The sequence below is a fragment of the Actinomadura sp. NBRC 104425 genome (assembly GCF_030269545.1).
In the GTDB taxonomy this organism is placed as follows: Bacteria; Actinomycetota; Actinomycetes; order Streptosporangiales; family Streptosporangiaceae; genus Spirillospora; species Spirillospora keratinilytica.
The window spans coordinates 37,190-49,599 of the sequence record NZ_BSTN01000004.1 but is presented as its reverse complement, the minus strand read 5'-3'; the positions used below and the strand labels follow the sequence as shown (position 1 = coordinate 49,599).

Here is a 12,410-nt window from a genome sequence, read left to right as displayed (position 1 = left end):
CGTCCCGGACGCCGGGCGCGGCGGCGCGCCGCCGGGACGCGGGCGCGCACGGCCCGGGCCGGGCACCGCCATTCCCTCATTCCCGTGTTGCGGGCTCGTGTCGGCCGGATGAAGGCTCATCGAACGGGACGCCGCGCGGCCCGGTCGTCGGGCGGTGCGCGCGGCTGAGCAGAGGGTCGGTCTCGGGCGGCAGCGGGTCGGTCTCGGGCGGCGCCGCGCTCGCCGGCGGCCCGGAGCCCGGCGTCCCCGCACCGCCCGCCGACACCGAAAACCACAGCACGAACGTGCTGCCCGCGCCGGGGGCGGAGAACAGCCGCACGTGGCCGTTGTGCGCCTCGACGATGCTGCGCAAGATCGCCAGGCCCAGGCCGGTGCGGCGGTCCCGGTCGCGGGAGCGGCGTGTCTCGGCACCGCGCCAGAACCCGGCCAGGGTCTGGGCGGCCAGCGTCTTGGCCACCCCCGGCACGCCCTCCAGCAGGCAGTGGCCCCCGGCCAGGACCGCGACCAGCATCCGTTCGATCATCCGGTCCTGTCCGACGATCACCCGTTTGACCTCGAACAGCGCCCGTTCGGCCAGCGCGCTGGCCGGCGGCCGGACCCGGGCGGCGTCGATGCCGCCGGGGGTCTTGGGCGGCGCGCCCGGCCGGCCGTGCTCCTCCGGCCGGCTCATCGCGTGTCGGCGGCCTCGGAGCTCTGCCCGCGGCGCCACGGGCAGTCCTCGGCCGTCCGGGCGGCGTCCTGGGCCTGGTAATCGACGATCCGCAGCTCGGTGCGGACCGGTTGCGGACCGCTGTCGGCCAGCGCCGCGCTCCCGGCGACGGGCGTTCCGCCCCCCGCCAGCCCGGCCGCCGCGATCACGATCCTCTTACGTCCGCTGAGACTCATGCTCGCCGTCCCCTCGCTCTCCGCTCGGTGGTGTCCGGCCGCTCCGGCCGGACGGCACGCGACGATCACAGCAGTCCGGGGCGAAAGCGAACTTAAGGACGGCGCGGCGTCGCGCCGCCGCGGGCGCCCGTCCGGCCGGGGCCGCGGAGAGAGATGCGTCACGCCGCCCGGCGGCCTGCCGCGGACGGCGGGCGCACCGGATCCGCAGGCCGCCGCGGGCGCGGGGGACGGGACCGGGGCGCCGGGCGGCGGCCCCCGCCCGACCCCGTCGGAGATTCTTTTCTGATCGACTTTTCCGATAACTGCCTTTCTTGTAGCGTTCGCAGCGTTTTGTAAACCGCTTTCCTGATCTTGGTTTCCCGCCACAAGATCGCGAAAGGAGCTCGCGATGCCCACGGCGACAGGCCTGGCCGCGGCCGCGCTCCTCGGCCTGCTGACGCTGCTGGCCGCCGCGTGGCTCGCGACCGGGCGCTCCCCCCGCCTGTCCGCCGACCCGGCCGGGTCCGCCGGCGCCCCGGACGCCGACGGCTCGGCCGACCATCCCGAGTCGCTCACCGCCGTCCTCACCCAGGACAGCGAGGAGTACCTGGCGTGGCTGGCCGACCATCTGTGGCCCGGCGACGAGTACCTGGAACTGGAGCAGCAGTGGCGCGCCGAGCTGGAGGCCGGCGAGCTGCCCGAGCCGTACGAGTCCCCGCTGTGCCCGCAGTGCCGCCTGCGCCGCGAGGACGTGTGGCCGTGCCCGCACTGCGGCAGGCTGCTGCACCCCTCGTGCGGCCACGGCATGCGCCGGCGCCGGGTCGCGCGCCCGTACCGGGCGCAGGGCGCCGGGTCCGAGGCCGTGGTCGGCGAGTGGATCTGCACCGGATGCCGCTCGGTGGTGGGCCTGGACGTGGCGGGCGGCGACGAGGCCGGGGGCGGCGAGGCGGGCGACCTGCTCACCTGAGCGCCGCATTAAACGCCAGGAAGGTAAAGAATCCGCCATCCGCTTGCGAGTTTCGGTCGATGCTCTGCAAACTCGATGTATGTCCTAAATCTGAGGACATCTGTGGAGGTATCCCGTGACCGCTCAGCGACTCCCGGCCTGTGTCCACCGGCCGCCCTGTCCAGGGCCGGACAGCGCCGACCACGACGCGGCCCGCATCGTGGCCAGCCACCCCGAGCAGGGCTGGAGCCTCCTGTGCAACGGCATCGTCCTCTTCGAAGACACCGGCGAGCTGCTGCCCGACGGCCGTGTGATCGCGCCGCACCGTCCCGCCCCGCAGCCGCGCCGCACCGCTGCGACAGCGACGGCCTCCTTGAGGTGAACGCCCCGCCGCCCGGCTGAGGCGGCGCACGCTCACCGACCAGACCCCCCGGGGAGCACGGACCGCGCATCCCCCGCACCACTCCAACCCCGTCGCGGGACGTGTCTCCTCTGTTGTGCGGGCCTTCGGCCGGCCTACGGCCGAAGGCCCGCACGTTTGTTCGCGCCCAGCCCGCCCGCCGTCTCGACGGCGCGTTGAGCTGCGAAAACGTGCCCCGGGCGTACGCTTTCACGCGTCGCCGGGCCGCCCCGGCGGCGCACCGCCACGGCATGTCGCTCTCCCCGCCGCCGGAACCGGTCTTGTAGCGTTCAGTTGTTTTGCTCCTTACGCAAGGTTCTTCGCGGAAGGGCGGCGCGGCGTGTTCGTGGTCCTCGTCCTGGTCTCCCTGGCCTGCCTGCTGTGGGTGGGCCGGTGGGTGCGCCCTGCCCGCCCCGGCGGCCTTCCGGGCGCGCCGGGCCGCCCGGGCGAGCCCGACGGGCCGGGCGGGCACCCCGAGTCGATGACGGCCGTCCTCGACCCCGCCGACGAGGAGTACCTGGCCTGGCTGGCCGACCACCTGTGGCCCGAGGACGAGTACCTCGACGTCGAACTCGAGATGGGCGACGGCGAAGAGGAGGCCGGGGGCGGCCTGCGCCGGTGACCCCGGGGCGCGGCCCCGGGTGCGGCGACCGGCGACGCACACGCGCCGAACCGCTCCATACGGAAGAATCACCGCCATGCGGTTCGGCGTTCTGGGGACGGTGGAGGTGCGTCTGGACGACGGACGCGCCGTGAACGTCGGGGGTCCGCGGGTGCGCGCGCTGCTGGCCCTGCTGGCGCTGGGCGCGGGCCGCGTCGTCCCCGCCGAACGGCTCATCGACGACCTGTACGGGGAGGAGCCCCCGGCCGGGGCGGCGAACGCGCTGCAGTCCCAGGTGTCGCGCCTGCGCCGGGCCCTGGGGGACGCCAAGCTCGTCGAGGGCACCGCCGCGGGCTACCGCCTGGCCGTCCCGCCGGACAGCGTGGACGCCCACCGCTTCGAACGCCTGGCCCGTGAGGGACGCGACGCCCTGGCCGCCGGCGACCACGCCCGCGCCGCGGCGTCGCTGCGCGAGGCCCTGGACCTGTGGCGAGGCCCCGCCCTGGCGGACGTGCCGTTGCAGGGCGGCCAGGCCGCGCGCCTGGAGGAGCTGCGGATCGCCGCCGTGGAAGACCATGCCGAAGCCGCGCTCGCGCTCGGCGAGAACGCGTCCGTGCTGCCCGCCCTCCAAGAGGTGGTGGACGCCCACCCGCTGCGCGAACGCGCCCGGGGCCTGCTGATGCGCGCCCTGTACGGCAGCGGACGGCAGGCCGAGGCGCTCGCCGTCTACGAGGACGGGCGGCGGATCGTCGCCGACGAGCTGGGGGCCGACCCGTCCGCCGAACTGTCGGACCTGCACCTGTCGATGCTGCGCGGCGACCTGGACCGGCCGCGTCCCGCTCCGCCCGCCCCCGCCTCGCTGCCCGCGCAGCTGACCAGCTTCGTGGGGCGCGAGGAGGAGCTGCGGCAGGTGGGCGAGCTGCTCGCCGAGGCGCGGCTGGTGACGCTGCTGGGGCCGGGCGGCGCGGGCAAGACGCGGCTGGCGGTGGAGGCGGCGGCACGCGACCGGGGCCCGGTGTGCTTCGTCGACCTGGCCCCCCTCGGCGCCGGGGCGGAGGTGCCGAAGGCGCTGCTGGGCGCGCTCGGCCTGCGGGAGAACCCGGTGCGGCCGGAGGCGCCGGGCGAGCCGTCCGGGCCCGTCGACCCGGTGGGGCGGCTCATCACCGCGCTGACCGGCCGCCGCATGCTGCTCGTGCTGGACAACTGCGAGCACGTGGTCGAGGACGCGGCGCGGATCGCGCACCGGCTGCTGACCGCCTGCCCGGACCTGCGGGTCCTGGCCACCAGCCGGGAGGCGCTGAGCGTCACCGGCGAGTCGGTGCGGCCGGTGCCGCCGCTGCCGGTGCCGCCCGCCGAGCTGCCCGCCGGGCAGGCCCTGCGGTACCCGGCGGTCCGGCTGTTCGCCGACCGCGCCGCCGCCGTGCGGCCCGGGTTCGCGGTCGACGACGGCACGCTCCCGGCGGTGCTGCGGATCTGCGCCGCGCTGGACGGGCTGCCGCTGGCGATCGAGCTGGCCGCGGCGCGGCTGCGCTCCCTTCCGGTGGACGAGGTCGCCGCGCGGCTGGACGACCGGTTCCGGCTGCTGTCGCGCGGCAGCCGCGCCGCCGCGCCCCGGCACCAGACGCTGCGCGATGTCGTCGGGTGGAGCTGGGACCTGCTCGGCGAGGAGGAGCGGCGGCTGGCCCGCCGCGTGACCGTGTTCGCCGGCGGGTTCTCGCCCGCGGCGGCGGCCCGGGTGTGCGGCCTGCCCGAACCCGACGCCGACGAGCTGCTGATCGGCCTGGCCGACAAGTCGCTGCTGCAGCCCGAGCCCGCCCCGGCGGGCGTCCGCGGGGGCCCCCGCTACCGCATGCTCGACACCGTCCGGGCGTTCTGCGCCGAACGGCTGGAGGAGGCGGGCGAGCACGACCGGGTGCGCCGCGCCCACGCCGAGTACTTCCTGGAGCTGGCGCTGACCGCCGACCCGCACCTGCGCGGTCCCGAGCAGCTGGAGTGGCTGGAGCGGCTGGCCGCCGAGCACGGCAACCTGCACGCGGCGCTGCGGCACTGCGTGCGCGCCGACCCGCCGCTGGCGCTGCGGCTGGTCGCGGCGCTGTCGTGGTACTGGTGGCTGCGCGGCCGGGTCGAGGGCGCCGCGCTGGCCGCAGAGCTGCTGCGCGTGATCGGCCCCGAACCGCCGGACGGCCTGGAGGAGGAGTACGTCGCCTGCGTCGCCAATGCGGTGTCGGGCGGGTCGGAGGTGACCGGCGGGGACGCGCGCCCGCTGCTGGAGGCGGCGTCGGCCGCGCTGCGGCGCCTGGACCGCGAGCTGCGGTATCCGGCCACGCTGGTGCTGTGGGGGCTGACCACCGGCCCGAGGGACGACGACCCCGTGGCGGACGACAGGCTGATCGGCTCCGCCCCGTGGACGACGGCGCTGCTGCACATGAGCCAGGCGTTCATCCAGCAGTTCCGCTCGCGGCTGCCGGAGGCCGAGGCCGAGTGCGAGGCCGCGCTGGCGGGGTTCCGGGCGGTGGGCGACCGGTGGGGCATCGCCAACACCCTGGACCAGCTGGCCCAGCTGACCGCGTGGCGGGGCGACCGCGACCGCGCCCGGCGGCTGCTGGACGAGGCGCTCACCATGATCGAACCGCTCGGCGCCATGGAGGACACCGCCGACCTGCTGTGCACCCGGGGCCTGATGTCCCTGCAGGACGGGGACCTGGCGGCCGCCCAGGCCGACTTCGCCGCGGCCGTCGAGCTGGCCCGCCGGTCGGGCGCCCCCGACAAGATCGCAACCGGGTACGGCTGGCTCGGCGACGTGGCGCGGCTGCGCGGCGACCTGGCCGAGGCCCGCCGGCGGTATGAGGCGGCGATGCACGCCTTCGGCAGCGAGCGGTTCCTCGCGCGGGCCGCGCAGTCGGCGGCGCACGTCGGGCTCGGCTGGGTGGCCGTCGCCGAGGGCGACCTGCAGGCCGCGCGGCGGCTGCACCGGCGGGCGCTGGACATGTCGTTCGACCACCCCGTCTTCCTGCACCGCGCGGAGGCCGTCGTGGGGCTGGCGGGCGTCGCGCTGCGCGAGGGCGACGCCGAGCGCGCCGCCTTCCTGCTGGGCGCCGCGGCCGCGCTGCGCGGCGGCCAGCCCCACAGCACGCCCGACGCCGCCCAGGTCACCGCACGGGTGCGCGCGCTGCTCGGCGACGCAGCCTTCGCCTCCGCCCACGACCGCGGTGCCGCCCTGACCCCGGAGGAGGCCCTCGCCGCCGCCCACGGCGAGGCGGACGACGGCTCCTGACGGCCCGCCGCCCGGCCGCGCACCGCCCGGTCGGCGGACCGGTCAGCGGACGGTGCACCGGCGGTCAGCGGCGGGCCGGACGCTGCCGTGCATGAACACCTCAGCCGTACCGTCCCACCGCAAATGGGGCACCTTCGTCATCGGGTGCCTGCTCATCCTGGTGCCCGGCATCGATCTGACGGCGCTGAACCTGGCCGTCCCCCACATCAGCGCCGACCTGGACCCGTCGGCCACGCAGATTCTGTGGATCGCCGACAGCTACGGCTTCGCGCTGGCCGGGCTGCTGATCACGATGGGCGCCGTCGGCGACCGCGTCGGGCACCGCAACCTGCTGCTCACCGGCGTCGCGGTGTTCGCCGCCGCGTCCGCGCTGACCGCCTACGCCCCGAACGCCGAGCTGCTGATCGCGGCGCGCGCCCTGCTCGGCGTGGCCGGGGCCACGCTGATGCCGTCCGCGCTGGCGCTGATCCGCCGCGTGTTCACCGATCCCAAGGAACGCACCGCGGCGCTCGGCGCGTTCTTCGGGTCCGGCGCGCTGGCGGTCGGGCTCGGCCCGGTGCTCGGCGGCGCCGTGCTGGAGCACTTCTGGTGGGGCGCGGTCTTCCTGATCAACGTGCCGATCATGGCGGTGATCCTGGCGGCGGGGGCCGTGCTGCTGCCCGGCTCGCACGGGCCCGGGCACGGCCGGGTGGACGTGCTGAGCGTGCCGCTGTCGGCCGCCGGCGTCCTCGGCATGGTCTACGCGGTCAAGGAGGCCGCGGCGCACGGCCCGGACGCCGTGCAGGTGCGCTGGGGCGTCGCGGTCGGCGCCGCCGGGCTGGCGCTGTTCCTGTGGCGGCAGACCCGGCTGGCGCACCCGCTGATCGACGTGCGGCTGTTCCGCCGGGCCGCCTTCGCCGGCTCGGTGACGATCAACCTGTTCGCGATGTTCGGCCTGGTCGCCCAGTCGCTGATCTTCTCGCTGTACTTCCAGCTGGTGCTGGGCTGGTCGCCGCTGCGGGCGGGCCTTGCCGGGCTGCCCGGTGCGGTGGGCGCCGCGGCGGGCGGCGCCGCGCTGGCCGCGCCCTTGATCTCCGCCGTCGGCCGGGCCCGGACCGTGGCGATCGGCATGGCGGTCTCCGCCGTGTCGTACGCCGCGTTCGCCGGGTTCGGCACCGACCCGTCGTACCCGCTCCTGGTGGTCCCGATGCTGCTGGGCGGCCTGGGCATGGGCCTGGCGCTGACCGTCACCGGCGACACGGTGCTGGCCTCGGTGCCCCGGCGGCGCGCGGGTACGGCATCGGCGATCTCCGAGACGGCCGCCGAACTCGGCGGCGCCCTGGGCATGGCGGTCCTGGGCAGCGTGGTGACCGCCGTCTACCGGCGTGCCCTGGAGGTGCCGTCCGGCCTGCCCGCGGGCGCCGAGCACGCCGCCCGCGAGTCCCTGGCCTCCGCGGCGGGAGCGGCCGCCGCCCTGCCGCAGGACCTGGCCGCCCGGCTGCTGGACGCCGCGCGGGCCGCCTACGTCGACGGCATGCACGCCGCCATGCTGGCCAGTGCCGCGGTGATGGCGTGCGTCGCGGTGACCGCGGTGTTCACCCTGCGGTCCGTGCCCAAGGTCATCCCGGGCGACGTGCACGACGAGGTGCACGACGACACGCCCGCCCCGGCGGCCACCTGAGGCGATGCTCGCGGCTGCCTCCGCGACCGACTGGGGCGGGCCGGCGGAGGCGAACGCGAAATACTCATCGCCCCCGTGGGCGGCGGGTGAGGCCGACCCCGGCGTGCGCCTTCTCCTGACCTCGAAGAATCCGCTCGTATTCCCGCCGCCCACGTCCCGGACAAAGCACCGGCCGACCCGTGGACCACGCCGGCACCTGAAGTGGTCCGCAGTGTTCCGGTAATGTCCCGCCGCCCGAGCGCGATGGCTCAGCCCGCACCGCATCAACCGGCGTCTTCCGCCGTCCGGCGGGTCACATCCGCATATGCCCGCCAGGAGCGCGCCCGCCGCGGAAATCATCGAAATGCGTTCGCAAGGTGAGCCCGCGCCGGCCCGGCGCCGGCGGATTGCGGCCTCCCGGCGCGGCCCGGGCCGGGAGGCCGGAGACCTTCGCAGATCATTGCAGCCACTCCCCCGTGAACATGGCGGTGACCGTGCGGCCGGATTCGTCGCCGTACCAGCCCCAGCTCGTCGCCAGGTGGGAGACGGTCCGCAGGCCGCGCCCGCTCTCGGCGAGCTCGTCGACGTCCCGGACGGCGGGCTCTCCGGGGCCGCCCTGGTCGGTGACGGCCACGGCCACACCGCTGCGACGGCCGAGGACCTCGAGGGTGAACAAGCCGTTCCCCTGCCCCGACTTGGTGTGCCGCAGCGCGTTGACGACGAGTTCGTCCACGGTCAGCAGCACCTCGTCGAGGGCGGGGAATCCGGTCAGCAGGCAGGAGGTGAACCGCCGTGCGGCGCGGGCCTGTTCGGCGTCACCGGGAAAGGACCGGCGCCAGTACAGGGCGGTCGGTGGTGTGGACAGAAGCATCGGATACCTCGGGCTCGGGAGATCTGGGACGACCTCTCGGGGGGCAGCGCGATTTCAATGCTCACATCCAGAGCCGCGACAGTCTGTCAATGCGGCTGTCGAATCGCCGCGGCAGCCCCGCCATCACCGGGAATGCGGAAATTTCTCATGCCGGGCCCGCCTTGGCGGGCACCACCATGCGGCGGGGGCGAAAGTTACCCCGCAAGAACGCATGACAAAGTCGCCGGCGGCAGCCGAAGAGACTGTCGGCGCCTTTCGCATGCGACTCGCGCACCCCATCCGGCCACCGCCGCCCGGCCCCGTCGCGCGGGCGCCGCTCCCCCGCGGGCCGGCCATGGAGCGGCACCGGCGCCGTCGCCCCCCGTGCGCGGGCCGCGCGGCGCCCACGGCCGCCCGCCGGGAAGCGGGCTGGAAAAAGTGATATCAGTTTGCTAGCTTGGTGACATACTGAGAGGAGCTGGACATGAAGGTCGACGTGGGTGCCGCCGGTCTGGTGGAGCTGCCCAAGGTGGACATCACCGAGCGGGAGGCCCGCAACCTCAACGGGGTGCCCATGCTGGGGCTGGTGCTGGTGCTGGTGCTGCTGGGCGCGGCGGCGACCGGGCTCGGCATCCTGCAGGGAGGCGCGGCACTCGCGGCCGGAATCGCGGTCGGGGTTGTGCTGGTGCTGGCCGGCCTACTGGTGGCCGTAGGGCTGACCGCGGTGGAGCCGAACGAGGCGCGGGTGCTGCAGGTGCTCGGGCGCTACTCCGGGACGGTCCGCACCGACGGGCTGCGCTGGGTGAACCCGATCAGCGAGCGCAAGCGGGTGTCGACGCGCATCCGCAACCACGAGACGGACCGGGCGAAGGTCAACGACCTGGACGGCAACCCGATCGAGATATCCGCGGTGGTGGTGTGGCAGGTCGAGGACACCGCCCGCGCGATGTTCGCGGTGGACGACTTCGTGGAGTTCGTGGCGTTCCAGACCGAGGCCGGGCTGCGGCACATCGCGGGCAGTTTCCCCTACGACGCCGACGACCGGCTGTCGCTGCGCGAGAACGCCGATGAGATCACCGCCAAGCTGCAGGAGGAGCTGACGCTGCGGGTCGCCGCGGCCGGGGTGCGGATCGTCGAGGCGCGGATCACCGGGCTGGCGTACGCGCCGGAGATCGCGCAGGCCATGCTGCGCCGCCAGCAGGCGGGCGCGGTGGTGGCGGCGCGGCAGCGGATCGTCGAGGGCGCGGTCGGCATGGTCCAGCTTGCGCTCGACCGGCTGGACGAGGAGAACGTGGTGGATTTGGACGAGGAGCGCAAGGCCGCCATGGTCAGCAACCTGCTGGTCGTCCTGTGCGCCGACCGCGACGCGCAGCCGGTCGTCAATACCGGTTCGCTCTACCAGTGACGGAACGCAAGAAGATTCTCCTTCGGCTGGACCCGGCCGTGCACGACGCACTGGCCCGCTGGGCGGCCGACGAGCTGCGCAGCACCAACGCCCAGATCGAGTTCCTGCTGCGCAAGGCGCTGACCGACGCGGGGCGCATGCCCCGCGGGGCCGCGCGGATGCGGCGGCCGGGCCGGCCCCGCAAGAACGAGACCGGGCAGAAGGACGAGGAACAGGACGAGAACCAGGGCGGGGGTTAGGTCATGGTGAGGATTCCCGAATCGCTGCCGGCCAGGATGTACTTGCTGGCCTACGATCTGAAGCGGGGCCGCATGGCCCACTGCGGCGGCCGTCTGGGCTATGTGCTGCGCGGCGCGGCCCTGGCCGAGCTCTACCTGGACGGACGGCTCGTCGAGGAGCGCCACGGCCCCCGCCCCGGCACCCCGGGCGACGACCCGTACGGCCTGGTGGCCCAGATCTCGGCGTCGCGGCCCCGGTCGTGGCGTTACTGGGTGCGCAAGGACAGCCGCGTGATGGTGCGCAGGGTGCGCGACGAGCTGGCCGCCGGCGGCTGGATCCGGGTGCTCGAGCGCCGGGTGCTGGGGGTGTTCCCCGCGCACCGGGTGGAGGTGAAGGACCCTCGGGTGGTCAAGACGCTGTGGCGCGGGGCGTCCTCGGCGCTTCAGGGCAGGCCCGTGGCGCACGTCAACAGCTATGACGCGGCGGCGGTGGCACTGGCGGCGGCGGGCGAGCTGAACACGGTGCTGCCCCGCCGGGAGCGGCGCCGCCACCGGCTGCGCATCAGCCAGCTGAGCGCGCGGACCGGTCCGGCGGCCGGGGCCGTGCGGAAGGTGATCCGCGCGGACCACGCGGCCGCCGCCGCCGGATGACCGGTGGATCAGGGACATCTGCCTGGCGCAGGAGCCGGAGAGGCGTCACCCTCGGGGGACGCTGGGGCCGGCGCTGCGGCTGGACTCCGGCACGCTCTCCCCCCTGCTCAAGCGGCTGGAGGCGGCGGGCCTGGTGCGGCGCGAGCGCAGCGCCCGCGACGAGCGCCAGGTGACGGTGTCGCTGACCGGCCCCGGACGGGAGCTGCGGCGGCGGGCCGCGGCGGTGCCCTTCCGCATCATGGCGGCGACCGGCCTGGACGAGCCGGAGCTGGTCGCGCTGCACCGCTCGCTGGAACGCCCCACCGCCGCCCTGGACGCCGCGTCCGGCCTCGGCTGAGCGCCCCGGCGGCGCCGCGGCCCGGGCGCCGGGCGGCCGCGGGAAAAGCGATCGCCGCGGGCCGGGCGGGAGCGCTAGCGTGCCGGGCCATGGAACCCCACGACCGCTTTCTCAACGTCGTCGACGTGGAGGCCACCTGCTGGCAGGGCCGGCCGCCCGCCGGGCAGGTCAGCGAGATCATCGAGATCGGGCTGTGCGTGGTGGACCTGCAGACCCGCGAGCGGGTCGAGCGGCACCGCGTGCTCGTGCGGCCCGAGCGCTCGACCGTCAGCGCGTTCTGCACCGAGCTGACCGGGCTGACCCAGGAGGAGGTCGACGGCGGGGTCCCGTTCGCGGAGGCGTGCGCGCTGCTGGAACGCGAGCACCACGCGCGTTCGCGGGCCTGGGCGAGCTGGGGCGACTACGACCGCAAGCAGTTCGAGCGCCAGTGCGCCGCCGCCCGGGTGCGCTACCCGTTCGGCCGCCGCCACACCAACGCCAAGGCGGCCTACTCGGCGGCCCACGGCCTGCCGCGCAGGCTCGGCATGGACGGAGCCCTGCGGCACGCGGGCCTCCCCCTGGAGGGCCGCCACCACAGCGGGGCCGACGACGCCTGGAACATCGCCGCCCTCGTGCTGGACATCGTCGCCGCGGGCGCCTGGCCCACCTGACGGCCCGCCGACCTGGACATTCGCCGCACGGGCCACGATTCGGGCCGTCTGTCACGGGCAGGGAGCCTGCGAGGACACCAGCCGCCGGACGGAGCCGACATGGAGAGCCGACATGGAGATCAGCCTTGATCTTCGCCTGCCCCGGGACGCCGCGAGCGTTCCCGCGGCGCGGCGCCTGCTCGACTCGTCCCTGTGCGCGCTGGGGGTGGACGCGGCGATCCGCGGCGACATCGAGCTGATGCTCACCGAGGCGTGCACCAACGCGATCCGGCACGCCGGCCGGGGCGAGGAGTACACCGTGCGGGTATGCATCCTGGACGAGCGCTGCGTGATCAAGGTGGTCGACTCGGGCCCCGGCTACGGCGCCGGCTCCGGAAACGGCGCGGGTCTCGGCGAGGCGCCCGGCCCGCTGTCCGAGCACGGCCGCGGGATGCTGCTCATGCGGGCCCTGGCCGACGGGGTGCGGTTCGGGACGGCGTCCCGCCAGGGCGCCCTGGTGTCGCTGGAGAAGCACCTGCACTACGGGCGCGACTCCCTGGGCAGCCTGCTCGCCGACCACGCGGCGGACGGCCGGT

General features: G+C 75.3%; 13 protein-coding genes and 1 pseudogene. 11 read left to right on the top strand and 3 right to left on the bottom strand.

The window, feature by feature from the left end; translation table 11 throughout:
- Positions 1–76: 76 nt before the first annotated feature.
- A complete protein-coding gene (locus QSK22_RS33700; protein ID WP_502872288.1) occupies positions 77–670 on the bottom strand; it encodes an AAA family ATPase in 594 nt (197 codons plus the stop codon).
- Positions 667–885, bottom strand: coding sequence for a hypothetical protein (locus tag QSK22_RS08065; RefSeq protein ID WP_285493382.1), 219 nt, complete (start codon positions 883–885; stop codon positions 667–669). Before QSK22_RS08065 ends, QSK22_RS33700 begins: the two co-directional genes overlap by 4 nt.
- A gap of 388 nt (positions 886–1,273) precedes the next feature.
- Between QSK22_RS08065 and QSK22_RS08060 the strand changes: the two genes are divergently transcribed.
- The 5 genes from QSK22_RS08060 (at position 1,274) to QSK22_RS08040 (ending at position 7,745) form a co-directional block, all read left to right on the top strand.
- Positions 1,274–1,831: a hypothetical protein gene (locus QSK22_RS08060; RefSeq protein WP_285493380.1), complete on the top strand. Its 558-nt coding sequence runs from the start codon at positions 1,274–1,276 to the stop codon at positions 1,829–1,831.
- 115 nt (positions 1,832–1,946) lie between these two features.
- Positions 1,947–2,192: a DUF5999 family protein gene (locus QSK22_RS08055; RefSeq protein WP_285493379.1), complete on the top strand. Its 246-nt coding sequence runs from the start codon at positions 1,947–1,949 to the stop codon at positions 2,190–2,192.
- Between the two features lie 358 nt (positions 2,193–2,550).
- Positions 2,551–2,832: a hypothetical protein gene (locus QSK22_RS08050; RefSeq protein WP_285493378.1), complete on the top strand. Its 282-nt coding sequence runs from the start codon at positions 2,551–2,553 to the stop codon at positions 2,830–2,832.
- Positions 2,833–2,908: 76 nt separating this feature from the next.
- The gene (locus QSK22_RS08045; protein WP_285493377.1) at positions 2,909–6,085 is read left to right on the top strand and encodes an AfsR/SARP family transcriptional regulator; all 3,177 of its coding nucleotides are present in this window, start codon (positions 2,909–2,911) and stop codon (positions 6,083–6,085) included.
- 91 nt (positions 6,086–6,176) lie between these two features.
- The gene (locus QSK22_RS08040; RefSeq protein WP_285493376.1) at positions 6,177–7,745 is read left to right on the top strand and encodes an MFS transporter; all 1,569 of its coding nucleotides are present in this window, start codon (positions 6,177–6,179) and stop codon (positions 7,743–7,745) included.
- Between the two features lie 436 nt (positions 7,746–8,181).
- Here QSK22_RS08040 and QSK22_RS08035 read toward each other — a convergent pair whose 3' ends face one another.
- Positions 8,182–8,595: an ATP-binding protein gene (locus QSK22_RS08035; RefSeq protein WP_285493375.1), complete on the bottom strand. Its 414-nt coding sequence runs from the start codon at positions 8,593–8,595 to the stop codon at positions 8,182–8,184.
- Positions 8,596–9,058: 463 nt separating this feature from the next.
- Here QSK22_RS08035 and QSK22_RS08030 point away from each other — a divergent pair, with 463 nt between their 5' ends.
- The 6 genes and pseudogenes from QSK22_RS08030 to QSK22_RS08005 form a co-directional block, all read left to right on the top strand.
- Positions 9,059–9,979 carry an SPFH domain-containing protein gene (locus QSK22_RS08030; protein WP_285493374.1) on the top strand — a complete coding sequence of 307 codons (921 nt, stop codon included), beginning with the start codon at positions 9,059–9,061 and terminating at the stop codon, positions 9,977–9,979.
- A complete protein-coding gene (locus QSK22_RS08025; protein WP_285493373.1) occupies positions 9,976–10,218 on the top strand; it encodes a type II toxin-antitoxin system antitoxin in 243 nt (80 codons plus the stop codon). The genes QSK22_RS08030 and QSK22_RS08025 overlap by 4 nt, the downstream gene beginning before the upstream one ends.
- 3 nt (positions 10,219–10,221) lie before the next feature.
- Complete coding sequence (locus tag QSK22_RS08020; RefSeq protein WP_285493372.1) at positions 10,222–10,848, top strand: GOLPH3/VPS74 family protein; 627 nt, start codon at positions 10,222–10,224, stop codon at positions 10,846–10,848.
- A gap of 7 nt (positions 10,849–10,855) precedes the next feature.
- Positions 10,856–11,185, top strand: a complete 330-nt coding sequence (locus QSK22_RS08015; protein ID WP_352231427.1) for a MarR family winged helix-turn-helix transcriptional regulator — start codon at positions 10,856–10,858, stop codon at positions 11,183–11,185.
- An 89-nt stretch (positions 11,186–11,274) separates the two neighbouring features.
- On the top strand, positions 11,275–11,835 hold the full coding sequence (locus QSK22_RS08010; RefSeq protein ID WP_285493371.1) for a 3'-5' exonuclease: 561 nt from the start codon (positions 11,275–11,277) through the stop codon (positions 11,833–11,835).
- Between the two features lie 112 nt (positions 11,836–11,947).
- Positions 11,948–12,328 (top strand): annotated as a pseudogene (locus tag QSK22_RS08005) (ATP-binding protein); the annotation flags it as partial.
- Positions 12,329–12,410: the final 82 nt, after the last annotated feature.